This is a genomic window from Streptomyces sp. NPDC026575 (assembly GCF_055567415.1).
Genome location: NZ_JBVHQM010000028.1, coordinates 11,692 through 38,632, shown reverse-complemented (window position 1 = coordinate 38,632; position 26,941 = coordinate 11,692). Strand labels below are relative to the sequence as shown.

Sequence of the window (26,941 nt, the reverse complement as noted above, 5' to 3'; positions counted from 1 at the left end):
GGGGAGCTGCGCCGTGGACCCGGTGATCGTCGTCGGGGCCGGGCCGGTGGGGCTCTCGCTCGCCCTCGCTCTCGCCCGGCTCGGCGTCCCCTCCGTCGTCCTGGACGAAACCGCGGGCCAGGAGGACACCCGCCCCGCCCGCACGGCCGTGCTCCGGCCGGACACCGCAGCCTTCGTCGGCCGGCTCGGCTGTGCCGACGCCCTGGAGAGCGCCGGCACCCGCTGGGCGGCCTGGCGCATCATGCGCCGCCGGCGCCTGGTGGAACGGGTCGCGTTCGCCGCACGCACCCCGGACGACGCGGCCGGACCCGCGCCCGTCTCCCCCGTGCACCTCCCCCAGCACGCGCTCACCCGTGCCCTGCGCGCCGCGCTGGCCCACGAGAAGCTCGCCGAGATCGTCACCGACAGCCGGCTCGTCGACGTCGAGCAGGACGAGCACGGCGTGAGCGCACACACCCGCGGCACCAACGGGACGTGGTGGCGCGGGAGTTACCTCGTCGGCTGCGACGGTCCCCGGTCGACGGTCCGCAAGCTGCTGGACATCCGCTTCCCGGGCCGTACGGCCGTCGAGCGGCATGCGGTGGCCGCGCTGCGCTGCGAACTCCCCTGGCCCGGCGAGGCGCTGCTGCACCGCTCGCCGCCCCGGCACGGCGGCGGGCCAGGGCCGGAGGTCTCGGCCCGCCCACTGGCCGACGGCATGTGGCGGCTGGACTGGCTGCTGCCGCCGGGGCGCGAACTGGTCACCCCGGACGCCCTGGTCGCCCGGATCCGCGACTCCCTGGCCGGCTGGACCACCGAGTCGCCGGCGGAGCCCGGCACCCCTGCGGGCCCGGGAGAGGACGGGACACGGGGGCACGGCCACGGCCGGCTCGTCCCGCCGTACGAACTCCTCGACACCGGCGTGCACACCGTCCACCACCGGCTGGCCCGCTGCTGGCGGCAGGGCCGCGCCTTCCTCGCCGGGGATGCCGCGCATCTGCTGGGCGCGCTCGGCACCCAGGGCCTGGACGAGGGCCTGCGGGATGCCGAGAACCTCGCCTGGAAGCTCGGCCTGGCCTGGCACCACGGCGCCTCGGAGCTGCTGCTCGACAGCTACCAGGCCGAGCGCCGGGGCGCGGTCGCGGCCCGGCTGCGCGCCGCCGACCAGGCGCTGCCGCTGCTGCGGGACGGCCGGTCGGCCCGCTGGCGCACCGTCCTGCCGGGCGCGGCGCGCGGCCGCAGCACCCTGCTGACCGACGGCCATCTGGGCCGCGGCCCGCTGGGCGCACCACCGGTCTACGCCCGCACCCCGCTGGCGCCGCCCGTCGAGCACGCCGACGGCCCGCTGGCCGAGACGCTCCCCGGGGCGCCGGTCGCGAATGTCGCGGTGACCGCCTCCGACGGCTCGGTGGTCAGGCTGCGCGACCGCCTCGGCCGCGGCCTGCTGGTGGTACTGGTGGCGCCCGGCACCACCGTCTGGGACCGTCGGCACTGGCAGTCGGCGGGCCTGATGCCCAGCCTGACCAGCGCGGTCGCCGGCCTGCCGATGCCCGCCGAGATCCTGGTCACCGAGTCCTACCCGGGCTCGGCCGCCCACACCGTCCTGCTCGTACGCCCGGACGGCCATCTGGTCACGGCGCTGGCCGGCGTCCGCCCGGCGGAGCTGACCGCGTGCGCGGAGGCCGTACGGGGCGGGGCTCATGGGCACGGATCGGGCGCGGGCCGCCGGGCCCGCCCGGCCGGGGACCCGGAGGCGTCGGGAACTTCTCAGGTGTCGCAGGCGTCGCAACCGTCGCAGGCGTCCGAGGGAGAGCCGTCCCCTGTTGACCCTGTGGGATCCTCCATGCTTCACTCCGAGAGTGACTGATCACAGCTCGCGATTCTGGCGGAGGGTCCATCTGGACCTGGTCCGCTATGCGGGCTGCATGTGTCGTCCGTCCTGCTGATCCGCAGTTTCCCTTCCACGCGGCCGCCCGCCTCTGCCCGGCAGCCGCGCCTCTTCGCGATCATCACCCAGGACGGTTTCCGTGCCCGACGTACGTGCCTTTGCGCACCCGCATGCCGCCGCCGATGCCGACGGCCCCAGCGCATCCGAACTCCTCGACTTCGTCCGCCGCACCGCCGAGGACGCGGCGCTCATCGCCTCCCTCCCGCTCGACCCCGAAGGCCGCACCTGGATCCGGCTGAACGGGCCGGGCAGAGCCGAGTCCTGGCTGATCGGCTGGCCGCCGGGCACCGGCACCGGCTGGCACGACCACGGCGGCTCACGCGGCGCCTTCGCGACGGCCACCGGCGAGCTGACGGAGCAGTCGCTCGCCGCCCAACTGCCCACCGAGGGCTGGAAGACCCTGGAACTCGCCGATGGCGTGGACCGGGAGCGCAGGCTCGGCGACGGCCGGGGCCGGGCGTTCGGCCCGCACCATGTCCACCAGGTCCTCAACCTCTCCCCTGACACCCATGCGGTGTCGGTGCACGCCTACTACCCGCCACTGCCGCTGATGCGCCGCTACAGCCGCACCGGTCAGGTACTGCGCCTCGAAGAGGTCGAGCGCCCGGAGGAGTGGACATGAGCGAGCGGTTCGGGAGCGGCGAGCGGTTCGGGGGCAGGGAGCGGTTCGGGAGCAGGGAGCAGTTCGGGAGCAGGGAGCAGTTCGGGAGTAAGGAACCTGTCGGAGGCGGCGAGCGGTTCCGGGCCGGCGAGCGATTCGGGGGTGCGCCGCGCGGGGGCGCGGGCGCGGTCGAGTACGGAGAGGTGCCGGTATGAGTGCCGTCGACGAACTGCTGGCTCGTGCCCGACGCGAGCTGGGCCGACGGGCGGAGCCCGAGGACGCCGCCGCCGTCCAGGAGGCCGGCGGTCTACTGGTGGACATCCGGTACGCCGAACTGCGGGAGCGTGACGGCACCATCCCCGGCGCCCTGGTCGTGGAACGCAACGAACTCGAATGGCGCCTGGACCCCACCGGCGCACACCGGGCCCCGGAGGCCACCCACCACGACCTGCCGGTCATCGTCATCTGCAACGAGGGCTACGCGTCCACGCTCGCCGCCCTCTCCCTCCGCCAACTGGGCCTCCACCGGGCAACCGACCTGGCAGGCGGCTTCCAGGCCTGGCGAGGAGCGGGCCTACCGGTACAGGCGTGACCTTGGGGGCTGGGCTGGGCTGGGCTGGGCTGGGCTGGGCTGGGCTGGGCTGGGCTGGGCGAGCTTGCCTAGTGGGGCTGGCTTGGTGGGTCGGGCTCGCCGGACTGGGCTAGCGGGGCGGACTGGCCTGGCTACGCTGGCGGGTCGGCCTGGGCGGGCTGGGTTGGCGGGGTCGGCCTTGCCGGGCGGCTGGCGGGGCCGGCCCGTCGGCCGGCTTGGGCCCCGCTCCCCTACCCCCTGGGCTCCGGTGACATCGTCGTCGGGCTGCCTGGTCCATGGCCCCGACCGCCCGGTCACCCCCGTCACCCCGTCACCCGGCGGTCACCCGGTCGCCCGCACCTGATCACCCGGTCAATCGTCCGGCAGGTGGTACTCCAGCAGTTCCGGATCCTCGCCTTCCTCCTCCAAGGCCCGTTTGACGACGCGGAGGGCGAGGCCCTCCGGGTAGCCCTTGCGGGCCAGCATTCCGGCCAGGCGGCGGAGGCGCTTCTCCCGGTCCAGCCCCCTGGTCGCGCGCAGCTTGCGGTCGACCAACTCGCGGGCGGTGGACTCCTCCTGCTCGGAGTCGAGGCGGCCGACGGCCACATCGATCAGGGCGGAGTCCACCCCCTTGGTGCGCAGTTCGCGGGCCAGGGCGCGCCGGGCCAGGCCGCGACCGTGGTGGCGGGACTCCACCCAGGCGTCGGCGAAGGCGGCATCGTCGATCAGCCCGACGTCCTCGAAACGCGACAGCACCTCTTGGGCGGCCTCGTCGGGGATGCCCCGCCGGCGCAGGGCGTCCGCCAGCTGCTTGCGCGTACGCGGATTCCCGGTGAGCAGGCGCAGGCAGATGGCCCGCGCCTGCTCCTCGGGCGTACGCGGTGGTCCCGGCTCGGCCCTCGACGAGGCGGAACCACCGCTGTTCTCATGGCCATCACGGCCTCTGCGGCCGCTACGGGTCTCGGCGTCACCGGCAACGCGGCTGGTGCCGTCCTCGCTGTCCGGCCATTCCGTTCGCCGTGTCATGGCGGGCTAGCTCTTGGCCGCGGCGGCCTTGGAACCCTTGGCGCCCTTGGCCGCCGGTGCCGGGGCGGCGGCGGCGAGCGGCTCGGCGGCCGCGCCCGCGGCGTCCGCACCGGCCTCCGCAGCCGGGTCCTGCGGCTTGACGCCGATCCCGAGCTTCTCCTTGATCTTCTTCTCGATCTCGTTGGCGAGATCCGGGTTGTCCTTGAGGAAGTTGCGGGCGTTCTCCTTGCCCTGGCCGAGCTGGTCGCCCTCGTAGGTGTACCAAGCACCGGACTTGCGGATGAAGCCGTGCTCCACGCCCATGTCGATCAGGCCGCCCTCACGGCTGATGCCCTGGCCGTAGAGGATGTCGAACTCGGCCTGCTTGAAGGGCGGGGAGACCTTGTTCTTGACGACCTTGACGCGGGTGCGGTTGCCGACCGCTTCCGTGCCGTCCTTGAGGGTCTCGATACGGCGGATGTCGAGTCGCACCGAGGCGTAGAACTTCAGCGCGCGGCCACCGGTCGTGGTCTCCGGCGAGCCGAACATCACGCCGATCTTCTCGCGGAGCTGGTTGATGAAGATCGCGGTGGTCTTGGACTGGTTGAGCGCGCTGGTGATCTTGCGGAGGGCCTGGCTCATCAGCCGGGCCTGGAGGCCGACGTGGGAGTCGCCCATCTCGCCCTCGATCTCGGCCCGCGGCACCAGGGCGGCGACGGAGTCGATCACGATGAGGTCGAGCGCGCCGGAGCGGACCAGCATGTCCACGATTTCCAGGGCCTGCTCGCCGTTGTCCGGCTGGGACAGGATCAGGGCGTCGGTGTCCACACCGAGCTTCTTCGCGTACTCCGGGTCCAGGGCGTGCTCGGCGTCGATGAACGCCACGGAGCCGCCGGCCCTCTGCGCGTTCGCGACGGCGTGCAGGGTCAGGGTCGTCTTACCGGAGGACTCCGGTCCGTAGACCTCGATGACGCGGCCGCGGGGGAGGCCGCCGACGCCGAGCGCGACGTCGAGGGCGGTGGATCCGGTGGGGATGACCTCGATGGGCTCCTTCGACCGCTCCCCCATGCGCATCACGGCGCCCTTGCCGAATTGCCGTTCAATCTGTGCGAGCGCGGCGTCCAGCGCCTTCTCGCGGTCAGTGCCTGCCATGGGTTCCACCCGATTTGCTTGAGTCGATCGCTTCACGTCCATGACGCTAACGCCTGCCACTGACAATGCGCCCGGACCCGGCTCCAGCCTGTGGATAACTCCGCGAAAACCCCGGAATCACGGGCCGGACACCCCATAAGAATGGATGTTCGATTTTGCTGTCAAGCGGCACCGCCACTCCGCACGCCGCTACCCGGCGCCCCGTACCGACGGCGGTTGATCGTTGTCATCGGGGCTGACGGCGGTGCGCTCATGGCGGCGAAACCCGGTGGCGCGCAGACCTGCTGTGCCAGGGTTGCGGTGGGGGAAGTCGCGGGTGCGCACCCGCATCCGGACCCGAGAGCGCTGAGGAGCGGTGACGGTGACGATGCGGGCGGTTCCGCTGGTGGGCGGGCCGGTGGAGGTGCGGGGTGCGCTGGACCTGGAGAGCACGCAGGCGGGGGTGATGCCGCGCCGGTTGCCCGCCTGGACCAAGGAGCAGTATCAGGACCCGTCGGTCTACGGGGTGACCTTGATGCCCTCGGGGGTGCGGCTGGTGTTCCGCACCGATGCGCGGGAGCTCGAATTCGAGGTGCTCACCTCCACGGGGCAGCTCGACACCGAGCCCGGGCCCCGCCCGACGGGGATGCTGGAGCTGGTGGTGGACGGCGCCCCGGCCGGGCGGCAGGAGGCGCCGGTGGGCAATGTGCTGCGGATGGCGGGCCCTGGGGACGTGCGGCAAGTGATCCCGGGGAAGCCGGGGACCGTACGGTTCGCCGGGCTGCCGGCCGGCATGAAGAACGTCGAGCTGTGGCTGCCGCAGCAGACCCCCACGGAACTGGTGGCGCTGCGCGCCGACGGCGAGGTGCTGGCGCCGCTGCCGGACGGGCGGCGCCGCTGGGTGCACCACGGCAGCTCCATCAGCCACTGCCTGGAGGCCGACGGCCCGACCGGCACCTGGCCGGTGGTGGCGGCCGCGCGCGCAGGAGTGGAGGTGATCAACCTCAGCCAGGCGGGCAACGAGATGCTGGACCCGTATGTCGCCCGGACGATCCGCGATATGCCCGCCGACCTGATCAGCCTCAAGGTGGGGATCAACATCGTGGGCCTGGCCGCCTTCCGGCTGCGGACGTTCGGCCCGGCGGTGCACGGCTTCCTGGACACGATCCGGGACGGGCACCCGGACACCCCGCTGCTGGTGATGTCCCCGGTGAGCTGTCCGGCGCTGGAGGAGTCCCCGGGCCCGACGACGATGGGCCCGGACGGGAAGATCGCGGCGCTGGGCGACCCGGCGGAGGTGGCCGACGGGGCCTTGTCGCTGACGGTGGTCCGCGCCGAGCTGGCCCGGATCGTGGCGGCCCGGCGGGCCCGCGATCCCCGTCTCCACTATCTCGACGGACGCGAGCTGCTCGGCCCCGACGAGGCGGACGACCTGGCCGACGGCCTCCACCCCGGCGCCGCCGCATACCGCCGGATGGGCAGGCGCTTCGCCGCCCGTGCCTTCGCGGACGACGGGCCCTTCCGGCCCTGCTGAACCCGTGGGAGCCGCTCCCGGCTCGGACGCGCGCCCCTCGGCGGTGCCGGGCGGCGCCATCGGGAGGATCCGGTCGGCCGGACGCGGTGCGGTTGAGCGCGCCCGGGCACGCGGACGCCTAGCGTGTGACCGTGGCGCTGGACGACGATCTGGACCGGCTGAGCCGGGACGAACTGGCGGCCGAGGTGCGGCGGTTGCGCAGCGGCATCCGTGCGCACCGGGACAGTTCGGGGCACGACCTGTGCTGGCACCACCCCGGGCTGTGGGGCCTGCTGCCGGAGGGCGTGGAACCGGAGGTGGCGGTGCCGCCGTGGCCGCGCTTCCTGCGCGGCTGCGTCCGCTACCGGGAGTCCCTGGACAGCCAGCTGCCGAACGCCCCGGTCGACGACCGGGAGTACGGCGGGTAGGCGCCGGCCCGCGCACGCCCTCCGCCGTCAGCAGGGGGCCTCAGCGAGCGCTCCGGCCGTCCTGCCCGTCCTGGGCGGGGGTGGTCTCCGCGTCCCCCTGGGCGACCGCCGTCGCTGGGGCCTCCTGCGAGGACGAGGACGAGGGCGGTGCACCGTGCGGGCCGCGGCGGATGCGGGCGAGGAGGCGGGCGCCGCGCCTGCGGCGGGTTCTGCCGTGGACCCGCAGGTCGTCGGGGACGTCGTAGCGCTTGACGTAGGCGCCGAGGAATGCCTGCAGGGTCGCCGTCGCCGGGATGGCGATGAGCGCGCCCACCGCGCCCATCAGGGCCGTACCGGCGACGACCGATCCGAAGGCGACGGCGGGATGGATGTCCACCGTCTTGGCGGTGATCCTCGGCTGGAGGAGGTAGTTCTCGAACTGCTGGTAGATCACGACGAAGCCGAAGACCCACAGGGCGTGCCAGGGATCGACGGTGAACGCGATCAGGATGGGCAGCGCGCCCGCCAGATACGTGCCTATGGTCGGTATGAACTGGGAGACCAGGCCCACCCACATGCCCAGGGCGGGGGCGTACGGGACGCCCATCAGCTCCAGCAGGACATAGTGCGCGACGCCGGATATCAGCGCCATCAGACCGCGGGAGTAGAGATATCCGCCGGTCTTGGCCACGGCGATCTCCCAGGCGCGCAGCACCTCCGTCTGGCGGCGCGGCGGCAGCACCGAGCACAGCGCGCGGCGCAGCCGGGGGCCGTCGGCGGCGAAGTAGAACGAGAACAGCGCCACCGTCAGGAGGTTGAACAGGCTGCCCAGCACCGTCGCGGAGACGGCCAGGACGTTGTTGGCGCTGTCCTGGACGTACTTCTGCAGCCAGTCGGACCGCAGCAGGTTGTTCTGCACCTCGACCCGTGACAGGTGGGTGTGCAGGGTGTTGTTGATCCAGCTGATGACGGAGTCCAGATACTGCGGGAACTCCTCGACCATCGTGGCTATCTGGCCGGCGAGCATGGAGCCCAGCAGCGCGAAGAAGCCGGCCGCGGCGACGAGGATGCCCAGGAACACCAGCCCCGTCGCCAGCCCGCGCCGCATGCCGCGGGCCGCCATCCAGTCGACGGCGGGCTCGACGGCCAGCGCGAGGAAGAACGCGATCAGCACGTTCAGCAGCAGCGTGATCAGTTGGTGGAATCCCCAGATGGCGAGCTGGTAGCACCCCACGAGGGCGAGCGCGAGCACCATGGCGCGCGGCAGCCAGCGCGGCATCCGCGCATCGGACCACGCGGCCTCGGGCGGGTCCGCGCGCCGGCCCTCGGGCCGTGGAACGTCGTTGCTGGTGATCTCATCAGACACGGGCACGCAGCCCAGTGTCGCGTACCGCGCCGACAATCACGGTTCCGGGCCGTGGCCGCGTCCGCGATGCCCGGCCTTCGGGGCCTTCCCACCAGGCCGGAGCCCGGCCCGTCCGCTCAGCGCTTGTCGTGCGGTACGTCCATCGCCGAGCAGACCACCCGCCACACCTCTTTGGCGCTCCAGCCCGCGTCCAGCGCCTCGTGGACGGTTCGGCCGCCGAGGCCGGACATCACATGATCGCGCGCGAAGGAGTCGGCGTAGCCCGCGCCGAAGTGATCCGCCATCCGCTGCCAGAAGACCGTCAACCGCATGCCTCCAGTATCCCGCCCTGGGAGGGCAGCAGTACGCGAGCCGGTGCCACCGGGAGATTTCGGCCCTACCGTCGGGCCATGGCCGAAAACGCAAGCCCCACCTCGACCCCCCTGGCGCGCGCCGAGCGCTTCGTCTGGCTGACCGCCCGGGTACTGGAGCAGCGGCTCTTCGAGTACCACTTCCTCGGCGGCGGGGCGGACCCGGTCGAGACCGCGCTCGCCGCGTACCGCAACGACGACGACGGCTTCGGCCACGCCCTGGAGCCCGATCTGCGCGGCCCCGTCAGCCAGCCGCTGCACACCGCGCACGCCCTGAAGGTCCTCGACCAGATCGGGCGCTGCGACGGCCGCCAGGTGGAGCGGATCTGCCGCTATCTGACGAAGATCTCGACGCCGCAGGGCGCGCTGCCCGCGCTGGACCCCTCGCTGCGGGGCTATCCGGCCGCGCCGTGGATCCCGGTGGTCGACGATCCGCCGAGCGCGTTGCTGGCCACCGGGCCCGTGGTGGGGACGCTGCACCGCAACGAGGTGTGGCACGCCTGGCTGTTCCGGGCCACGGACTACTGCTGGGCGGCCGTGGAGTCCTTGACGGAGACCCATCCGTACGAGGCGGAGGCGGCGGTGGCCTTCCTGGACGGTGCCCCGGACCGGCCGCGGGCCGCCGCGGCGGCCGAGCGGCTGGGCCGGCTGGTACGGGAGCAGGGCCTGGTGCTGCTGGACCCGGAGCGCGCCGCGGACGTCCCGGTGGCGCAGGGGTACGCCCCCGGGGAGCACCACCTGGCATGCGACTTCGCGGCGGCGCCCGGCTCGCTGGCCCGCGGCTGGTTCACCGACGAGGAGATGGACCGGGCCCTGGACCACCTCGCCGCGCTCCAGGAGGAGGACGGCGGCTGGCCGGTCAACTGGCGGGTCTGGGCTCCGGGGACGGCGCTGGAGGGCCGCCCGATGGTGACGCTCAAAGCACTGCTGACCCTGCGGGCCTACGGGCGGCCCCTCGGCTGAGCGCCCCGCCCAGGGGTGCCGGGCCGCCGGTGGTGGGCCTCCGGGCCCCGACCCGCCCCCTCCACGGCAGGCCCCCGGCCGAGATCGATCAGCCGGTCAGTGCCCGCACCCCGGCCGTGACCACCACGGCGGCGCCGACGACCAGCAGGAACGGCGCCCGAAGGACGAGCGCGACGGCCGCGGCGGCCAGGCCCGCGGCCCTGGCGTCGAGCATCAGGTACCGGTCGTCGCTGAAGGTCTGCTGGGCGGTGAGCGCGGCCAGCAGGGCCACCGGCAGCAGCGCGGCCAGCCGCTTGACGAGCGGGCGCTCCAGTACGCCGGCGGGCGCCGACAGGCCGAGGAACTTGACCAGGTAGCAGCCGACGGCGGTGGCGGCGATCGCGATCCAGACGCTCATGCCCGGTCCTCCTCGGTGGTGGCGTCGCTGCCCGCGCCGCCGTTGCGGTGCGCGGCGGCGCCGTCCCGGTCGGCACCCGGCCCCCGCGCCGCCCTCGTTTCGTTCGCCCGCTCGCGGCGCCCCTGTACGGCAAGGACGGCGGGTGCGGCCAGCGCCGCGAGCAGGACCGGGACGCCGGCGGGCAGCAGCGGCAGCGTCGTCAAGAGCACCACCACGGCCAGCCCGGCCGCGGCCCGCTCGACGGCGGTCTTGAGCATCGGCGCGAGGAGCGCCAGGAAGACCGCGGGGCCGGCCGCGTCCAGTCCCCAGGCGTCGGTATCGCCGAGCGCCTCGGCGCCCAGTGCGCCGAGGAAGGTGGTGAGGTTCCACAGGGCGTAGAGGCTCAGCCCGGTGACGGTGAAGCCCAGCCGGGCGCTGCGGCGGTCGGGCTGGGCCAGGGCGACGGCGGAGGTCTCGTCGATGACCCAGTGGGCGGCGAAGGGCCTGACGCCCGCCCGGTAGCCGAGGACGGTGGACAGCCGCAGTCCGTAGAACGCGTTGCGGGTCCCCAGGAAGAAGGCGCCGGCCGCAGCGGTGAGCGGGTTGCCGCCCGCGGCGAGCGCGCCCACGAGGGCGAACTGCGAGGCGCCGGTGAACACCAGCAGGCTGAGCGCGCACGTCTGCAGCAGGCTGAGGCCGGCGCCGGCCGAGGTCACGCCGAAGGCGAACCCGGAGAGTCCGACGGCGATACCGACGCCGAGGGCGTCCCTGATGACGGCGGAGTCGGGCTTCGCGGCGGCCGCCGCGTCCGGTGGCGCGCACGGGCCCGCGGGGCGAATCTCTGTCTGTTCTGGCACGCCCCGGACCTTAGGAGTGCGCGCCCTCGGTGGTCTTGTACGTTCTTGCGGCCCGGGGCGCACCTGGGGCCTGTCCGATCGGTCAGGTCCTAGGCCGACCGCTCCCTGCGGTACGCACCGGGTGGCACTCCGACGATCCGGGTGAAGTGCCGGTTCAGATGCGGCTGATCGCTGAAGCCGACCTCGACGGCGGTCTCCGCGGGTGTGCGGCCCGCCTCCAGGAGCCCGCGGGCCCGGCGCACCCGGGCATCGGTGAGCCAGGTGTGCGGCGGCATTCCGTACGCGCCTTTGAAGGCCCGCAGCAGCGCGAACGGGCTGGTGCCGAGCTCCTGCGCCAGCTTCTCCAGGGAGGGCGGGTCGGCCATCCGCTCCTCCAGGAGGGCCCGGGCCAGGCCGGCGGTCCGGGCACCCGCGCTGCGCGGCGTACGTACCGGGAGCGGGCCTCCGTAGCGGCGCAGCAGACGGGCGACGGCGATCCGCAGCAGGCTGTCGGCGGCGAGCGCGTTGCCCGCCTCGGCGGCCCGGTGGACCTCGGTGATCATGCGGCCGAGGTGCGGGTCATCGGCGGTGGTCCGGGTGAATCCGGCCGTACCGCGCAGCGCCGTGGTCTCCTCGGCTATCTCGGCGACGACCTCGGGCGACGGGTAGAGGGTGGCGTAGGCCCAGCCCTCGGGCGCACCGGCCCGCGCGGTGTGCGCGACCTCCGGGTTGATCATGACGATGCCGCCGTGGCCGGCCCGGACGGTGCCCTGCTGGAGCCCGATCTCCTCGATGCCGGAGGTGACCGCGCAGACGACGTAGCCGTCGTGGGCGTGGCGGGGGAAGGAGTGCCGGACGTAGCGGGCGCGCAGCAGGTCCAGACCGGGCAGCCCGGCGTACCGCCAGTGGCGCGCCCACTCCCCGCGCGCCTGCGGCGTGGCGTTCGTCCCGGGGGTGCCGCCGATGGCCGCGCCGTCCCCGCTGCCCGTGACCATGCCCCCATTCTGGCTGCTCGGCAGCGCTCCCGACGTGGGCGTCCGCAGCGTGGACGGGTACCGCGGGCCCCGCCGGGGACGGCCGGCGGCACGCGCGGGGGCCGCGTTGTCAGTGGCGCGGTGCACGATGGGGGACATGGCCAAGGCAGCGCTCGACTCGTTCTCTCCCGCGACCCGCGGTTGGTTCGCCGGGGCGTTCAGCGCGCCCACCGCCGCGCAGGAAGGCGCCTGGCAGGCGATCGGCGCGGGCTCGGACGTCCTGGTGGTGGCGCCGACGGGATCCGGCAAGACCCTCGCCGCCTTCCTCGCGTCGCTGGACGCGCTGGCGAGCACTCCCCCGCCCGCCGAGCCGAAGAAGCGCTGCCGGGTGCTGTACGTCTCGCCGCTGAAGGCGCTGGCCGTCGACGTCGAGCGCAATCTGCGCAGCCCCCTGACGGGAATCCGGCAGGAGTCGGTCCGGCTCGGGCTGCCGGAGCCCGACATCACGGTCGGCATCCGCTCGGGGGACACTCCGCCCGCGGAGCGCCGCTCGATCGCCAACCGCCCGCCGGACATCCTCATCACGACCCCCGAGTCGCTGTTCCTGATGCTGACGTCCTCGGCCCGGGAGGCGCTGGCGGGCGTCGAGACGGTGATCGTGGACGAGGTGCACGCGGTCGCCGGCACGAAGCGCGGCGCGCATCTCGCGCTGTCCCTGGAGCGGCTGGACGAGCTGCTCGACCGTCCCGCGCGCCGGATCGGACTGTCGGCGACGGTGCGCCCGGTGGAGGAGGTGGCCCGCTATCTGTCCCCCCGGCGCCGGGTGGAGATCGTCCAGCCGCCGTCCGGGAAGCGCTTCGACCTGTCGGTGGTCGTCCCGGTGGAGGACATGGGCGAGCTGGGCGGCTCACCGGTCCAGGAGGGCGACACGGGCGAGAAGCCCTCCATCTGGCCGCAGGTCGAGGAGAGGATCGCCGACCTCGTCCAGGCCCATCGCTCCACGATCGTCTTCGCCAACTCCCGCCGCCTGGCGGAGCGGTTGTGCAACCGCCTGAACGAGATCGCCTACGAGCGCACCACGGGCGCTGTGCTCGCTTCGCGCGACTCCGCCACGACGCTGCCCGAGCACCACTCCCCGGCGGAGCTGATGGGCGGGTCCGGTGCCGCCAAGGGGGCGCCGCCGCTGCTGGCCCGCGCGCACCACGGCTCGGTGTCCAAGGAGCAGCGCGCCCAGGTGGAGGAGGACTTGAAGGCGGGCCGGCTGCCGGCCGTGGTCGCCACCTCCAGTCTGGAGCTGGGCATCGACATGGGCGCGGTCGATCTGGTCGTCCAGGTGGAGTCGCCGCCGTCGGTCGCCTCCGGGCTGCAGCGGGTCGGCCGGGCCGGGCATCAGGTCGGCGCGGTCTCGACGGGCATCGTCTTCCCCAAGTACCGCGGCGATCTGGTGCAGGCGGCCGTGGTGACCGAACGGATGCGCTCGGGCGCCATCGAGGCGCTGCGGGTACCCGCCAATCCGCTGGACGTGCTCGCCCAGCAGATCGTCGCCATGGCCGCGATGGACACCTGGGACGTCGAGGAGCTGCTGGCCGTCGTCCGGCGGGCGGCCCCCTTCGCGGCGCTCCCCGAGTCGGCGTTCACGGCCGTGCTCGACATGCTCGCCGGCCGCTACCCCTCGGACGCCTTCGCCGAGCTGCGGCCGCGCCTGGTGTGGGACCGCGTCGCGCAGACCGTCGCGGGCCGCCCCGGGGCCCAGCGCCTGGCCGTCACCTCCGGCGGCACGATCCCCGACCGCGGTCTGTTCGGCGTGTTCCTCGCCGGCGACTCCGGCAAGGGCGGCCGCCGGGTGGGCGAGCTGGACGAGGAGATGGTCTACGAGTCCCGGGTCGGCGATGTCTTCACCCTCGGCACGACGTCCTGGCGCATCGAGGACATCACCCGCGACCGGGTGCTGGTCACCCCCGCCCCGGGGGTCCCCGGCCGGCTGCCGTTCTGGAAGGGCGACCAGCTGGGCCGCCCCCTGGAACTGGGCCGTGCGCTGGGCGCGTTCCTCCGGGAGATCGGTTCGCTCGGCCCAAAGGACGCCGGGGCCCGGCTGGCCGCCGCCGGGCTGGACGCCTGGGCGGTGTCCAACGTGCTGGGCTATCTGGCAGAGCAGAAGCAGGCATGCGGCCATGTCCCCGATGACCGCACGATCGTCGTCGAGCGGTTCCGCGACGAGCTCGGCGACTGGCGGGTGGTCGTCCACTCCCCCTTCGGCGCGCAGGTCCACGCCCCCTGGGCACTGGCCCTCGGCGCCCGCCTCGCCGAGCGCTACGGCATGGACGCCCAGGTGATGCACGCCGACGACGGCATCGTGCTGCGGCTGCCGGACGCCGATCTGATGGGCCTCGACCTCCTCGACGGGGACGGCGCCTTCGACCCGTCGGCCGACCCGGGCCTGGCGGCCCGCGGCGCGGAGTACGACCCGGAGCAGTCCCCGGTGGGGGCCGCCGACGTCGCCTTCGACCAGGGCGAGGTCGATCAGCTCGTCACGGACCAGGTCGGCGGTTCGGCGCTGTTCGCCTCCCGCTTCCGCGAATGCGCCGCCCGTGCCCTGCTGCTGCCGCGGCGCAGCCCCGGCAAGCGCACACCGCTGTGGCAGCAGCGCCAGCGCGCCGCCCAGTTGCTCCAGGTGGCCAGCGAGTTCGGGTCCTTCCCCATCGTGCTGGAGGCCGTCCGCGAATGCCTCCAGGACGTCTTCGACGTACCGGGCCTGACGGAGCTGATGGGCGACATCGAGGCCCGCCGGGTCCGCCTGGTGGAGGTCACCACCCCCGAGCCCTCCCCGTTCGCCCGCTCGCTGCTGTTCGGCTATGTCGCGCAGTTCCTGTACGAGGGCGACTCCCCGCTCGCCGAGCGCCGCGCCGCCGCGCTGTCGCTGGATTCCCGGCTGCTCGCCGAGCTGCTGGGCCAGGCCGAACTGCGCGAACTGCTGGACGCGGAGGTGCTGGCCGAGCTGGAGCGCGAGCTGCAGTGGCGGACGGAGGACCGCCGCGTCAAGGACGTCGAGGGCGTCGCCGACGTACTGCGGCTGCTGGGTCCGCTGACCGATGCCGAACTGGCCGAGCGCGGTGCGGATCCGGCGTGGACCGGGGAGCTGGCCGCCGCCCGCCGCGCCATCTCGGTACGGATCGCCGGCGCCGAGCACTGGGCCGCCGTCGAGGACGCCGGCCGGCTGCGCGACGCGTTGGGTACGGCACTGCCGGTCGGCGTCCCGGAGTCGTTCACCGAACCGGTCAAGGACCCGCTCGGCGATCTGCTGTCCCGCTACGCTCGTACGCACGGCCCGTTCACCTCCGAGCAGGCGGCCGCCCGCTTCGGCCTCGGCACGGCCGTCACCGACGGCGCGCTGCACCGCCTCGCGGCCGCCGGCCGGGTCGTCCAGGGGGAGTTCCACCCCGCGGGCATCGGCCAGGAGTGGTGCGACGCGCAGGTGCTGCGCAGGCTGCGCCGCCGCTCGCTCGCCGCGCTGCGCGAGGAGCTCGAACCGGTCCCGCCCGCCGCGCTCGCCGCCTTCCTCCCCCAGTGGCAGCATGTCGGCGCGCCCCGCCCGGCGCCGCCCGCCGGTCATCCGGCGCCGTCCTCCGGCGCGTCGTACGGCCTGCGCGGTATCGACGGCCTGGTGCGCGCCATCGAGCAGCTGCAGGGCGCGCCGGTGCCGGCCTCCGCCCTGGAGAAGCTGGTGCTGCCGTCCCGGGTCGGCGGCTACACCCCCGCCCTGCTGGACGAACTCACTGCCACCGGCGAGGTGTTGTGGGCCGGTGCCGGCGCGCTCCCCGGCAAGGACGGCTGGCTCTCCCTCCATCTGGCCGACTCCGCCCCGCTGCTGCTCCCGCCGCCCCTCCCCCTGGAACTGACCGCGCTGCACGAGTCGTTGCTCGCCGCCCTCGCCCCGGGGTACGGCCTGTTCTTCCGCCAGCTCGCCGACCAGGTCCGGGCCACCACCCACCCCGATGCCACCGACCCCCAACTGGCCGACGCCCTATGGGATCTGGCGTGGTCGGGTCGGCTGACCAACGACACCCTCGCCCCGATGCGGGCCCTGCTGGGCTCGGGCCGCACGGCCGGCTCGACGGCCCACCGCGCCCGGCGGGCCGTCCCGCGCGGCAGATACGGCTCGCTGACCGGGGCGGCGGGCCGCGGCCGCCCCACCGCCTCCCGCTCCGGCCCGCCGACGGTGGGCGGCCGCTGGTCGCTGCTGCCCGCCCCCGAGGCGGACGCCACCCACCGCGCCCACGCCCTGGCGCGGACGCTCCTGGACCGGCACGGCATCGTCACCCGCGGAGCGGTCGCCGCCGAGGGGGTCGAGGGCGGTTTCTCCGCGGCGTACCGCGTGCTGGCCGCGTTCGAGGAGTCCGGTCAGGCCCGTCGCGGCTATGTCGTGGAAGGGCTGGGCGCCGCCCAGTTCGCGATGGACGGCGCGGTGGACCGGCTGCGCGCGGTGAGCACCCAACGGGAGCGGGCGGGCGACGTCGAGGACGCGCTGCCGGGCCGCAGCCGTGGGCCGTCCGGCGGCGGCCCGCAGCGCGCCGTCGTCCTGGCCGCCGCCGATCCGGCCAACGCCTACGGTGCCGCCCTGCCCTGGCCCGATCCACCGGAGGGCTCCACCCACAAGCCCGGCCGCAAGGCGGGCTCCCTGGTCGTCCTGGTCGACGGTGAGCTGACGCTCTACATGGAGCGCGGCGGCAAGACCCTGCTCGCCTGGCCGCTCGGCACTGACCCGACCCAGGTCTCCACCGACGCCCGCCTCCGGCTCGCGGTCGAGGCGCTCGTCGACGCCGCCCGCGCCGGCGCGGTGGGCACTCTCACCACCGAACGCATCAACGGCACCGCGGCGCTCACCTCCCCCTTCGCCGCCACCCTGGAGTCGGCCGGCTTCCACCCGACTCCCCGGGGGCTGCGGCTGCGGGGCTGACGACCCCAGCCGGCCGCCCGGTCGCCGCCGGGACGCCCGGCCGCCGCCGGCTCCCGGCATGATGGTGGCATGCCCGAAGGCGACACGGTCTGGCGCTTGGCGCAGCGGCTCCACGAAGCGCTGGCCGGCCGCCCGCTGACCCGCTGCGACCTGCGCGTTCCCCGGCTGGCGACGGTGGACCTCACTGGCCGCGAGGTGCTGGCGGTGGTCTCCCGCGGCAAGCACCTCCTCACCCGCTTCGGGGGCGGCCTGACCCTGCACTCCCATCTGCGGATGGACGGCGCCTGGAAGATCTACCGTCCCGACGAGCGCTGGCGCGGCGGCCCGGCCCACCAGATCAGGGCGATCCTCGGCACCGCCGAGCACACCGCCGTCGGCTACCGCCTCCCCGTCCTCGATCTGCTGCCCACCGCCGAGGAGCCCCGCGTCGTCGGGCATCTGGGGCCCGACCTCCTCGGCCCCGACTGGGACCCCGCCGAGGCCCTGCGCCGGCTGCTCGCCGCCCCGGAACGGCCGCTCGGCGAGGCCCTGCTCGACCAGCGCAATCTGGCCGGGATCGGCAACGTCTACAAGTCCGAGCTGTGCTTCGTCCTGCGGGCCTCCCCCTGGCTCCCCCTCGGCGAGCTGCCCGCCCCGGAACGGGTGCCCGCGCTCGCCCGCAAGCTCTTGGAGGCCAACCGGCGGCGCCCGGCCCGCACCACCACTCCCAGCGCGCGCCCCGACCGCCGACTGTGGGTCTACGGCCGGGCCGGCCGCCCCTGCCTGCGCTGCGGTACGGCGGTCCGCGCCACCGGCCAGGAATCCGGCGCGGAGGAACGCGTCACCTACTGGTGCCCCGTCTGCCAGCCGGGCCCGCCGGTCAGCGACCGGCCCACCGCCGCCCCCTGATGCACATTCCCGCCCCGCACTAATTGACGACCCGTCAGATCTCTCCCTACCCTCGCGCCATGCCCCTCACCGCGTACGACCTCACGGGCCGCACCGCGATCGTCACCGGCGCGGCGAGCGGTATCGGCCGAGCCACCGCCACCCTCCTCGCCGAGGCCGGCGCCACCGTCCACTGCGCGGACCTCGACGAGCCGGGAGCCCGCGCCACCGCCGCTGCCATCACCGCGTCCGGCGGCGCCGCGCACCCGCACCACCTCGACGTCACCCACCGCGACCAGGTCGCCGCCGTGGTCGCCGCCGCCCGCGAGGCCACCGGCCGCCTCGACGCGATGGCGAACATCGCCGGGATCATGCACTCCTCCCCCGTACTGGAGACCGCGGACGAGGATCTGGACCGGGTCTTCCACACCAACTTCAAGGGCGTGCTGTACGGCTGCCAGGAGGCGGCTCGCGCCATGATCGCCACCGCCACCCGGGGCTCCATCGTCACCATGGCCTCCGGCGCGATCGACACCGGCGCACCCGGCCTGCTCTGCTACGGCGCCGCCAAGGCCGCCGTCGTACAGCTCACCAGGACGCTGGCCACGGAGGTCGGCCGACACGGCATCCGTGTGAACGCGGTCGCCCCGGGCTGGATACGCACGCCGATGACCGACCGCCACGGCGCCGAGGCCCAGCAGCAGGCGGAGCGCCCGATGATCCGGATGTCACCCCTGGGGCGGGTGGGCGAGCCCGAGGACGTCGCACACGCCGTGCTCCACCTGGTCAGCGACGCCTCGTCCTTCACGACCGGCCAGATCCTCCGCCCGAACGGCGGCGTCGCGATGCCCTGGTGAACGCCGCCCGGGCCCCGCGAGCCCCACGGGCCAGGGCGCTGCGGCATATGCCCTCGCTCCGCCCCGTCCACGGGACGCAGTGCACCGGCAGCAGGCTCAGCCCCCAGCCGCCCAGCGCCACGGCCCCCTCGACCGCCCCCGCCGACTGCGGCCACACCGCCAGCCGGACCACCGCCCACCACCACAGCCCCCCGACGAGGGCCGCGGATATCCAGCGCCCCGGCACGGCCCGGGGTCGCCGGGCGACGGGCTCACGGGTGGTGAGCCGGCCGCCCGGTCCGCGGGCCGCGAATCCACGCCTCGCCATGGGTGCCTCCTCCGGCCGACGCTAGACGGGGGCGCCGTCTACGGGGAGAGCGCACCGGCGCACTTCCGGCGCGCGGGCACCACCGCAAGCCCCGCTCAGTGGTGGGCCTCGGCCTGGAACATCCAGTGGTGCTTCTCCAGGTCGGCGGTGAGGCCGATGAGGATGTCCTGGCTGACCGGGTCCGGGTCGGCGGTGGCGATGATCCGCTCGCGCATCCGGCCGATGATCGCACCCAGCGCGGTCACCATGGCCCGCACCACCTCACCGTCCTTGATCCAGCCGTCCTGCACCTCGTTGATGCCGCTGGTCTTGGCGACGGTGGCGGCCCGCCCGTCGGGGGACACCCCGATCGCGGAGGCCCGCTCGGCCACCGTGTCGGCGTGCAGGCGCGCACTGGCGACCACATCGTCGAGCTGGAGGTGCACGGAGCGGAATCGCGGACCGATGACGTTCCAGTGCACCTGCTTGGCGACGAGGGAGAGGTCCACGAGGTCGACGAGGGCTCCCTGCAGCGCATGCCCGACCGTGGTGCGGTCTGCGTCGGACAGCGTGCTTTTGACGACGGACATCCGGATGCTCCTGTTCAGACGGGGTACGGCGAGGGATCGTGTGGGGCCGGGCACGATCGACAGGGCGTCAATCGGGCGATTTGTATTACTTCGCCATCGTATAGACGAATCGCCCGCTCCGTGCTGCCGGGACGGACCACCCGCCGGCGCCCACCGGCACCGCCCGCCCCCTGCCCCCGGACAGCACCGAGCCCCGGCGGACTGCTGCCCGCCGGGGCTCGGTACGTACGAACAGGGGTGTCAGGCCGCGACGACATCCACGACGTCGGCCGGGGACTTGATGGTCACACGATCCTCCGGCACACCGGCCAGGGACGTGACGGACACCGAATTGAGCTTCGGCCGCACCGGTGCCGGCACCGGGTCACTCGCGGCCGCGGACGCTGCCAGCTCGGCGAGCGCGAGCTCGTCGCTGACCTCCCGCATGAGCTCGGACATGCGCACGTCCAGTGCGTCACAGATCGCCGAGAGCAGCTCGGAGGACGCCTCCTTCTGCCCCCTCTCGACCTCGGACAGATAGCCGAGCGAAACCCGAGCGGAGGACGAGACCTCGCGCAGGGTTCGGCCCTGGCGCTGACGCTGACGGCGCAGCACGTCACCCAGCAGGCGACGAAGCAGAATCATCGCTGGCTCCCTCCTCGGACCTCGGATCCGGATCCTTCTCGCCCCACCGTACCGCCTCGGGCCGTACGCGTGCCGGGCGCAAGTACGTGTTCACTCAGGGCTGCAAACATCCATTCCCCCCGTGTTGTTCCGTATCCTGTGCCCGCGCATTTTCTGTCAGTTCGCTCAACAGCAGTGCGAGCACGGCGTCGATGGTGTCCCGGCGGATGCGTTCACGATCACCCGACAGCGCCAGCCGGCGCACGGCTCCGGCCCCTCCCGGGCCCCGGACCGCCACGAAGACGGTGCCCACCGGCTGCCCGTCCTGCGGGTCCGGCCCGGCGACGCCGGTCGTGGCGATGCCCCAGTCGGCGGCCAGCACCCGCCGCACCCCGTCCGCCATCTGGCACGCGACCTCGGCGTCCACCGCTCCGCGCGCCGCCAGCAGGGCCCCGTCGACGCCCAGCACATCCCGCTTGACCTCGGTGGCGTACGCCGTGACCGAGCCCCGCAGGGCCCGCGAGGCCCCGGGGACGGCGGTCAGCGCGCCCGCCACCAGGCCGCCGGTCAGCGACTCGGCCACCGCCAGGCTCTGCCCGCACCCCGCGAGCAGCTCCAGCGCCCCGGCCGCGGCAGAACCCGGCCCGGTCACCGGCCCGTGTCCCTTGCCGCCCGCTCGTCCCGCTGCGCCCGCTCGGCCCGCTCCCGGGCCAGCCCGGCCCGGCGCAGCATGACGGCCTGCCGGACGTAGTCGAGCCCGGTGGCGACGGTCAGCACGACGGCCACCGCCATCACCCACCAGCGGAAGGTCGCCAGTGGACCGGTCAGCACCAGGACGTACATCCCGACCGCGGTCCCCTGCGCCAATGTCTTGATCTTGCCGCCACGACTGGCCGGAATGACCCCATGCTTGATCACCCAGAACCGCATCAGCGTGATGCCCAGCTCACGGAAGAGGATCACGCCGGTCACCCACCAGGGCAGGTCGCCCAGCACCGAAAGGCAGATCAGCGCGGCCCCCATGATCGCCTTGTCCGCGATCGGGTCGGCGATCTTGCCGAAGTCGGTGACCAGGTTGTACGTGCGGGCCAGATGCCCGTCGAAGACATCGGTGATCATGGCGATGGCGAAGGCGGCCCAGGCGAAGGCGCGCCAGGCCCGGTCGGTTCCGTCGTCGTGCATCAGCAGCATGACGAAGGCCGGCACCAGCACCAGCCGCAGCATCGTCAGGACGTTGGCGATGTTCCACAGCCCGGCCTGCCGGACGGCCGGCGCCGTGCGCGGCCCACCAGCTGCGGAAGCCGGGACTCCGGTCATCTGCCCGCCTCCTCGGTACACCCCGTGCCGTCCACCGACAGCACCTCGGCCACGAGGTCCACGCCCTCGCTCCCCACGACCTTTGCTTCGACCATACGACCGGGCAGCAGCTCCTGGCCGGTCGACAGCAGGGTGCTGCCATCGGTCTCCGGCGCCTGGTGCGCGGCCCGCCCGACGACGCCGTCCTCGTCGTCGATCCGGTCGACCAGCACCCGCACCGTCTCGCCGATCCGCTCCTCGGCGCGCTGCGCGGTCAGCTCCTCGGCCAGCCGCGACACCCGCGCCAGCCGCTCGGCGACCTCGTCCGGATCGACCTTGTCCTCGTACGAGGCGGCCTCGGTGCCGTCCTCGTCGGAGTAGCCGAAGACGCCGATGGCGTCGAGCCGGGCCTCGGTGATGAAGCGCTCCAGCTCCGCCAGGTCGCTCTCGCTCTCCCCGGGGAAGCCGACGATGAAGTTGGAGCGGGCACCGGCCTGCGGCGCCTTCGTCCGGATCGTCTCCAGCAGCTCCAGGAAGCTGTCGGTGCCGCCGAAGCGCCGCATCGCCCGCAGCACACCGGGCGCGGAGTGCTGGAAGGACAGGTCGAAGTACGGCGCGACCTTGTCGGTCCCGGTCAGCACGTCGATCAGCCCGGGCCGCATCTCGGCCGGCTGCAGATAGCTGACCCGGATCCGCTCGATGCCGTCGACGGCCGCCAGCTCCGGCAGCAGCGTCTCCAGCAGCCGGATGTCGCCGAGGTCCTTGCCGTAGGACGTGTTGTTCTCGGAGACCAGCATGATCTCCTTGACGCCCTGCTCGGCCAGCCAGCGCGTCTCCCCGAGCACGTCGGAGGGCCGGCGGGAGATGAAGGAACCGCGGAAGGACGGGATGGCGCAGAACGTGCAGCGGCGGTCGCAGCCGGAGGCCAGCTTCACCGAGGCGACGGGATTGGCGTCCAGGCGGCGGCGCAGCGGCGCCCGCGGGCCGGACTTCGGCGCGACGCCCTCGGGCAGGTCCTCGGGGGCCGAGGCCAGCGCGTCCCCGTGACCGGGCAGCGCCACCCCGTCGGCCTGCTGGCGCTCGGCCGGGCTGATCGGCAGCAGCTTGCGGCGGTCGCGCGGCGCATGGGCCTCGACGTTTCCGCCGCTCAGGATCGTCTGCAGGCGGTCGGAGATGTCGGTGTAGTCGTCGAAGCCGAGCACGCCGTCGGCCTCGGGCAGCGCCTCGGCCAGCTCCTTGCCGTAGCGCTCGGCCATGCAGCCGACGGCCACCACGGCCTGGGTTCTGCCATGATCCTTCAGATCGTTGGCTTCCAGCAGGGCATCGACGGAGTCCTTCTTGGCGGCCTCGACGAAGCCACAGGTGTTGACGACGGCGACATCGGCATCGGCGGCTTCCTCGACGAGCTCCCAGCCGTCCGCCGCCAGGCGGCCGGCGAGTTCCTCCGAGTCCACCTCGTTACGGGCGCAGCCAAGGGTGACAAGGGCGACGGTACGGCGTTCGGGCATAGGGCTCAGCCTACTTCGTCCCGGACGTACCCTTGGCGCGCAGGTCTCCGCCGCCGACCCCGGGCACCCCGGGCCGGGCGGCGGAGGCCCTCGCGGCGGGCGCTCTCAGCCCGCCTGAGGGTCTCCCGGCGTGTAGCTGAGCCGCTCCACCGGGCCCTTCTCGCCGATCTCCTTGACTTCCTTGCCGTTGACGTACAGCTGTACGACCGGGGCGTTGCCGAGGACCAGGTCGATCCGCTTCTTGTCCGTGATCGTCTTGGACTCGCCCTGCTTGAGCAGGCTGTCCTCCAGCAGCTTTCCGCTGGCGTCCTTGGCCGAGACCCAGCTCTGGCCGTCGCGGGCGGTGACCTTGATCGTGACCTTGTCCTTCGGCAGGCCGGCGACCGCGCTGTCGGAGGGCTCGGGCTTGAGGGGCGGCTTGATCGTCGAGGGGTGGCGGGTGGGTGCCGGCGCCGGCTTGGCATTGGCGTCACCGGCCGTGATCGGACCGTTGTCGCTCCGCTCCCCGCCGCTGAAGAGCGTGAAGCCGACGAAGCCGACCACGGCGACGATCGCCGCGACCATGGCAGCGGTCCAGTTCGGCCGCCGCGGCTCGGAGCGGATCCGCTCGGCCTCGAAGATCGGGGCGGCGAGATCGGTCGGCGTGGGCCGGCCGCCGTGCTCGGCGTCGAACTGGTCGATCAGCGGATGGGGGTCGAGGGAGACGGCGCGAGCGAGCGCTCTGATGTGTCCCCGGGCGTAGACGTCGCCGCCGCAGCGCGAGAAGTCGTCCTGCTCGATCGCCTGAACGATGGGGATGCGCACCCGTGTCGTCGTACTGACCTCTTCGACGGTCAGTCCCGCCGCGATACGGGCCTGCTGGAGGGCATGACCGACGGAAGGCCGGTCTGATTCGGGGGAGTTGCCGATGGACACGGGGGCGCCTTTCGAGCGTGTAGCCACCTGCTGGAAGTTCAGTCTAGGGGTGGGGCGAAAGGGTCGGGCAAGCGGGAGGGCGGAGTTTGTACGCCATCGGAACGCCCGCGGCGGTGCCAAGGGGTTGATGACGAAGCATCGTTCCCTCGCCTCCCTCAACTTGACGTGTCGGCAGGAGAAACGGTTGCGTGCTTCTCTCGTACGAGTGACCCGGATGTGTGTGCTACTCAGTAGCCTCCCCCCGGATCACCGCCAGCACTCCGTCCAATTCGTCCGGCTTCACCAGAACGTCGCGCGCCTTGGAGCCCTCGCTCGGCCCGACGATGTTCCGGGACTCCATCAGGTCCATCAGCCGCCCGGCCTTGGCGAACCCCACCCGCAGCTTGCGCTGGAGCATCGACGTCGACCCGAACTGGGTGGAAACCACCAGTTCAGCGGCTTGACACAGCAGATCGAGGTCATCGCCGATGTCCTCGTCGATCTCCTTCTTCTGCTTGCTGCCCACGGTGACGTCGTCGCGGAAGACCGGCGCCATCTGGTCCTTGCAGTGCTGGACGACGGCCGCCACCTCGGCCTCGGTCACAAACGCGCCCTGCATACGGACCGGCTTGTTCGCACCCATCGGCAGGAACAGCCCGTCGCCCTTGCCGATCAGCTTCTCGGCACCCGGCTGGTCGAGGATGACCCGGCTGTCGGCCAGCGAGGAGGTGGCGAACGCGAGCCGGGAGGGCACATTGGCCTTGATCAGGCCGGTGACCACGTCGACGGACGGCCGCTGGGTGGCGAGCACCAGATGGATACCGGCCGCCCGGGCGAGCTGGGTGATGCGGACGATCGAGTCCTCCACGTCGCGCGGCGCGACCATCATCAGGTCGGCCAGCTCGTCGACGATCACCAGCAGATACGGGTACGGCGCCAGCTCCCGCTCACTGCCCTCGGGTGAGGTGACCTTTCCGCTGCGCACCGCCTCGTTGAAGTCGTCGATGTGCCGGAAGCCGTAGGCCGCGAGGTCGTCGTAGCGCAGATCCATCTCGCGGACCACCCACTGCAGCGCCTCGGCGGCCCGCTTGGGGTTGGTGATGATCGGCGTGATCAGATGCGGGATGCCCTCGTACGCGGTCAGCTCGACCCGCTTGGGGTCGACCAGCACCATCCGTACGTCCTCCGGCGTGGCGCGCACCATGACCGAGGTGATCAGGCAGTTGATGCAGGACGACTTGCCGGAGCCGGTGGCGCCCGCGACGAGCACATGCGGCATCTTGGTCATGTTGGCCATGACATAGCCGCCCTCGACGTCCTTGCCGAGCGCCACCAGCATCGGATGGTCGTCGCCCGCGGCGTCCGCCAGCCGCAGCACATCGCCGAGGTTGACCATCTCGCGGTCGGTGTTGGGGATCTCGATGCCGACCGCGGACTTGCCCGGGATCGGGCTGATGATGCGGACGTCGGGGCTGGCGACGGCGTAGGCGATGTTCTTGGCCAGCGCGGTGATCTTCTCGACCTTGACGGCGGGGCCGAGCTCGACCTCGTAGCGGGTGACCGTCGGGCCGCGGGTGAAGCCGGTGACCGCGGCGTCGACCTTGAACTCCTGGAAGACCGTGGTCAGCGCCGTCACTATGGCGTCGTTCGCGGCGCTGCGGGTCTTGCCGGGGCCGCCCCGCGAGAGCAGCTCCAGCGAGGGCAGCGAGTAGGTGATGTCCCCGGACAGCTGCAGCTGCTCGGCGCGCGCCGGCAGATCGCCGGACGGCTCGGGCGGGGCCTTGGTGAAGTCCGGCACGGACGAGGTCCGCTCGGCGGCGGCCGGCGCCGGCTCCGCCTCGCGGGCCGGCGGCACCGTGCCGCCCTCCACCGCGGTGTCCTCGCGGCCGTACTCCCCGCGCTCCCCGGAGATGCCGCTGCTGAGCCCGGCGACGAGCGGTGAGGGGTGGACCCCGTGCAGCACCGCGCCGTCCAGCGCCGCGGCGGCCGCGGCGGCGACGTCCACCGCGTCCATCGGCCGGTCCGGGTCGGCCTGCGCGGACGCCCGCCGCGGGCGGCGCCGCTTGGCCAGCGCCGCCTCCTCTATGGCGTCCGGGTCGGGCGCGGCGGGCGCCGCGGCGGCGCTGCGCCGCGGCTTGCGCACGGGCCGCTCGCGCCACTCCTGCGCGTACTCCTCGACCTCGTCGAAGCCGGTCTCGGGCTCGGCGGGGTGCACCACGCCCAGCCGCACGCCCAGCGCCCGCAGCCGCTGCGGAATGGCGTTCACCGGCGTCGCGGTGACCACCAGCAGCCCGAAGAGGGTCAGCAGCGCCAGCAGCGCGACGGCCAGGGTCTGCCCGACGGTGAAGATCAGCGGCTTGGACGCCACCCACCCGACATAGCCGCCGGCGTCCTGTATGGCGGGCAGCCCGTCGTTGCGGCCCGGCGATCCGCACGCCATCGCCACCTGCCCGAGGACGCCGACGACCAGCGCGGACAGCCCGATGACGATGCGGCCGTTGGCCTCCGGCTTCTCCGGGTGCCGGATGAGGCGTACCGCGATACCGCCCAGCAGTATCGGGACGACCAGGTCGAGCCGGCCGAACGCGCCGGTCACCAGCAGTTCGACGAGGTCCCCGACCGGACCGGAGAGGTTGGACCAGGTGCCGGCCGCGATCACCAGCGCGAGGCCCAGCAGCCCCAGCGCCAGGCCGTCCTTGCGGTGCGCCGGGTCGAGGTTCTTCGCGCCGCGGCCCATACCGCGGAACACCGCCCCGATGGCGTGCGCGAGGCCCAGCCAGCAGGCGCGGGCGAGGCGGTAGACACCGCCGGTCGGTGACGGGGCCGGTTTCGGCGCGGCCTTCTTGGCCGGTGCCTTCTTCGCCGGGCCCTTCTTCGCCGCCGCCTTCTTGGCGGCCGGCTTCGCGGGCGCCTTCTTCGCGGCGGTCTTCTTGGCCGCGCCCCCGGACCGTCCGGCGCGCTGCTTCGAGGGGCCCGCCGCGCTCTGGGTTCCCTTGCCGGACGTACGTGAGGCCATGGCGACGAGATTACAGGCGATCGCGGGCATGACACGAGCGCGCGGCGCTT

Annotated in this window: 26 protein-coding genes; 11 read left to right on the top strand and 15 right to left on the bottom strand. The window is 73.5% G+C overall.

The genetic code is table 11. From position 1 onward, the window contains the following. Window positions 1-13 precede the first annotated feature (13 nt). The 5 genes from ACZ4NB_RS30890 to ACZ4NB_RS30870 all read left to right on the top strand — a co-directional run bounded on the left by ACZ4NB_RS30890 (window position 14) and on the right by ACZ4NB_RS30870 (window position 3,120). A complete protein-coding gene (locus ACZ4NB_RS30890) occupies window positions 14-1,846 on the top strand; it encodes an FAD-dependent monooxygenase (protein WP_467666341.1) in 1,833 nt (610 codons plus the stop codon). Continuing rightward, window positions 1,839-1,925 carry a putative leader peptide gene (locus ACZ4NB_RS30885; protein WP_311044721.1) on the top strand — a complete coding sequence of 29 codons (87 nt, stop codon included), beginning with the start codon at window positions 1,839-1,841 and terminating at the stop codon, window positions 1,923-1,925. The genes ACZ4NB_RS30890 and ACZ4NB_RS30885 overlap by 8 nt, the downstream gene beginning before the upstream one ends. A gap of 81 nt (window positions 1,926-2,006) precedes the next feature. Further along, entirely contained in the window at window positions 2,007-2,549 is a 543-nt protein-coding gene (locus ACZ4NB_RS30880; protein ID WP_467666340.1) for a cupin domain-containing protein, read from the top strand. After that, the gene (locus tag ACZ4NB_RS30875; protein WP_467666339.1) at window positions 2,546-2,743 is read left to right on the top strand and encodes a hypothetical protein; all 198 of its coding nucleotides are present in this window, start codon (window positions 2,546-2,548) and stop codon (window positions 2,741-2,743) included. The genes ACZ4NB_RS30880 and ACZ4NB_RS30875 overlap by 4 nt, the downstream gene beginning before the upstream one ends. Beyond that, entirely contained in the window at window positions 2,740-3,120 is a 381-nt protein-coding gene (locus ACZ4NB_RS30870; RefSeq protein ID WP_467666338.1) for a rhodanese-like domain-containing protein, read from the top strand. The genes ACZ4NB_RS30875 and ACZ4NB_RS30870 overlap by 4 nt, the downstream gene beginning before the upstream one ends. A 351-nt stretch (window positions 3,121-3,471) precedes the next feature. On the opposite strand, the gene recX is transcribed toward ACZ4NB_RS30870, so the two are convergent. Then, window positions 3,472-4,125, bottom strand: a complete 654-nt coding sequence (gene recX / locus ACZ4NB_RS30865) for a recombination regulator RecX (protein WP_467666337.1) — start codon at window positions 4,123-4,125, stop codon at window positions 3,472-3,474. Between the two features lie 6 nt (window positions 4,126-4,131). Then, window positions 4,132-5,256, bottom strand: a complete 1,125-nt coding sequence (gene recA / locus ACZ4NB_RS30860; RefSeq protein WP_467666336.1) for a recombinase RecA — start codon at window positions 5,254-5,256, stop codon at window positions 4,132-4,134. A gap of 367 nt (window positions 5,257-5,623) precedes the next feature. Here recA and ACZ4NB_RS30855 point away from each other — a divergent pair, with 367 nt between their 5' ends. Then, complete coding sequence (locus tag ACZ4NB_RS30855; protein ID WP_467666391.1) at window positions 5,624-6,769, top strand: GDSL-type esterase/lipase family protein; 1,146 nt, start codon at window positions 5,624-5,626, stop codon at window positions 6,767-6,769. A gap of 131 nt (window positions 6,770-6,900) precedes the next feature. Beyond that, complete coding sequence (locus ACZ4NB_RS30850; RefSeq protein WP_467666335.1) at window positions 6,901-7,176, top strand: hypothetical protein; 276 nt, start codon at window positions 6,901-6,903, stop codon at window positions 7,174-7,176. Window positions 7,177-7,216: 40 nt separating this feature from the next. On the opposite strand, the gene ACZ4NB_RS30845 is transcribed toward ACZ4NB_RS30850, so the two are convergent. Together ACZ4NB_RS30845 and ACZ4NB_RS30840 are read right to left on the bottom strand one after the other, a co-directional pair. Then, window positions 7,217-8,527: an AI-2E family transporter gene (locus ACZ4NB_RS30845; protein ID WP_467666334.1), complete on the bottom strand. Its 1,311-nt coding sequence runs from the start codon at window positions 8,525-8,527 to the stop codon at window positions 7,217-7,219. Between the two features lie 110 nt (window positions 8,528-8,637). Beyond that, on the bottom strand, window positions 8,638-8,832 hold the full coding sequence (locus ACZ4NB_RS30840; protein WP_467666333.1) for a DUF3046 domain-containing protein: 195 nt from the start codon (window positions 8,830-8,832) through the stop codon (window positions 8,638-8,640). A 78-nt stretch (window positions 8,833-8,910) separates the two neighbouring features. On the opposite strand from ACZ4NB_RS30840, the gene ACZ4NB_RS30835 reads away from it, so the two are divergent. Continuing rightward, window positions 8,911-9,834, top strand: a complete 924-nt coding sequence (locus ACZ4NB_RS30835; protein ID WP_467666332.1) for a hypothetical protein — start codon at window positions 8,911-8,913, stop codon at window positions 9,832-9,834. 88 nt (window positions 9,835-9,922) lie between these two features. Here ACZ4NB_RS30835 and ACZ4NB_RS30830 read toward each other — a convergent pair whose 3' ends face one another. From ACZ4NB_RS30830 to ACZ4NB_RS30820, 3 genes are all read right to left on the bottom strand, one after another. Beyond that, window positions 9,923-10,231 carry an AzlD domain-containing protein gene (locus ACZ4NB_RS30830; protein ID WP_467666331.1) on the bottom strand — a complete coding sequence of 103 codons (309 nt, stop codon included), beginning with the start codon at window positions 10,229-10,231 and terminating at the stop codon, window positions 9,923-9,925. Continuing rightward, window positions 10,228-11,067, bottom strand: a complete 840-nt coding sequence (locus tag ACZ4NB_RS30825) for an AzlC family ABC transporter permease (protein ID WP_467666330.1) — start codon at window positions 11,065-11,067, stop codon at window positions 10,228-10,230. The genes ACZ4NB_RS30830 and ACZ4NB_RS30825 overlap by 4 nt, the downstream gene beginning before the upstream one ends. Window positions 11,068-11,156: 89 nt before the next feature. Then, window positions 11,157-12,041 (bottom strand): AraC family transcriptional regulator, encoded by an 885-nt coding sequence (locus ACZ4NB_RS30820; RefSeq protein ID WP_467666329.1) that lies wholly within the window; start codon window positions 12,039-12,041, stop codon window positions 11,157-11,159. A gap of 136 nt (window positions 12,042-12,177) precedes the next feature. Here ACZ4NB_RS30820 and ACZ4NB_RS30815 point away from each other — a divergent pair, with 136 nt between their 5' ends. From ACZ4NB_RS30815 to ACZ4NB_RS30805, 3 genes are all read left to right on the top strand, one after another. Continuing rightward, entirely contained in the window at window positions 12,178-16,974 is a 4,797-nt protein-coding gene (locus ACZ4NB_RS30815) for an Lhr family helicase (RefSeq protein ID WP_467666328.1), read from the top strand. A gap of 69 nt (window positions 16,975-17,043) precedes the next feature. Further along, window positions 17,044-17,862: an Fpg/Nei family DNA glycosylase gene (locus tag ACZ4NB_RS30810; protein WP_467666327.1), complete on the top strand. Its 819-nt coding sequence runs from the start codon at window positions 17,044-17,046 to the stop codon at window positions 17,860-17,862. A gap of 59 nt (window positions 17,863-17,921) precedes the next feature. Then, window positions 17,922-18,698, top strand: coding sequence for an SDR family NAD(P)-dependent oxidoreductase (locus tag ACZ4NB_RS30805; RefSeq protein WP_467666326.1), 777 nt, complete (start codon window positions 17,922-17,924; stop codon window positions 18,696-18,698). On the opposite strand, the gene ACZ4NB_RS30800 is transcribed toward ACZ4NB_RS30805, so the two are convergent. The 8 genes from ACZ4NB_RS30800 to ACZ4NB_RS30765 all read right to left on the bottom strand — a co-directional run bounded on the left by ACZ4NB_RS30800 (window position 18,646) and on the right by ACZ4NB_RS30765 (window position 26,891). Further along, a complete protein-coding gene (locus ACZ4NB_RS30800) occupies window positions 18,646-18,924 on the bottom strand; it encodes a hypothetical protein (protein WP_467666390.1) in 279 nt (92 codons plus the stop codon). The genes ACZ4NB_RS30805 and ACZ4NB_RS30800 overlap by 53 nt on opposite strands. 176 nt (window positions 18,925-19,100) lie before the next feature. After that, window positions 19,101-19,574, bottom strand: coding sequence for a Dps family protein (locus ACZ4NB_RS30795; protein ID WP_467666325.1), 474 nt, complete (start codon window positions 19,572-19,574; stop codon window positions 19,101-19,103). A gap of 240 nt (window positions 19,575-19,814) precedes the next feature. Continuing rightward, window positions 19,815-20,198, bottom strand: a complete 384-nt coding sequence (locus ACZ4NB_RS30790; protein WP_046925688.1) for a helix-turn-helix domain-containing protein — start codon at window positions 20,196-20,198, stop codon at window positions 19,815-19,817. Window positions 20,199-20,292: 94 nt separating this feature from the next. Continuing rightward, window positions 20,293-20,829 (bottom strand): CinA family protein, encoded by a 537-nt coding sequence (locus tag ACZ4NB_RS30785; protein WP_467666324.1) that lies wholly within the window; start codon window positions 20,827-20,829, stop codon window positions 20,293-20,295. After that, a complete protein-coding gene (gene pgsA / locus ACZ4NB_RS30780; protein ID WP_467666323.1) occupies window positions 20,826-21,494 on the bottom strand; it encodes a CDP-diacylglycerol--glycerol-3-phosphate 3-phosphatidyltransferase in 669 nt (222 codons plus the stop codon). The genes ACZ4NB_RS30785 and pgsA overlap by 4 nt, the downstream gene beginning before the upstream one ends. Beyond that, entirely contained in the window at window positions 21,491-22,981 is a 1,491-nt protein-coding gene (gene rimO / locus ACZ4NB_RS30775; RefSeq protein ID WP_467666322.1) for a 30S ribosomal protein S12 methylthiotransferase RimO, read from the bottom strand. The genes pgsA and rimO overlap by 4 nt, the downstream gene beginning before the upstream one ends. A gap of 105 nt (window positions 22,982-23,086) precedes the next feature. Next, window positions 23,087-23,896 carry a helix-turn-helix domain-containing protein gene (locus ACZ4NB_RS30770; protein ID WP_467666321.1) on the bottom strand — a complete coding sequence of 270 codons (810 nt, stop codon included), beginning with the start codon at window positions 23,894-23,896 and terminating at the stop codon, window positions 23,087-23,089. Window positions 23,897-24,119: 223 nt separating this feature from the next. Next, the gene (locus ACZ4NB_RS30765; protein WP_467666320.1) at window positions 24,120-26,891 is read right to left on the bottom strand and encodes a DNA translocase FtsK; all 2,772 of its coding nucleotides are present in this window, start codon (window positions 26,889-26,891) and stop codon (window positions 24,120-24,122) included. Between the last annotated feature and the right edge of the window lie 50 nt (window positions 26,892-26,941).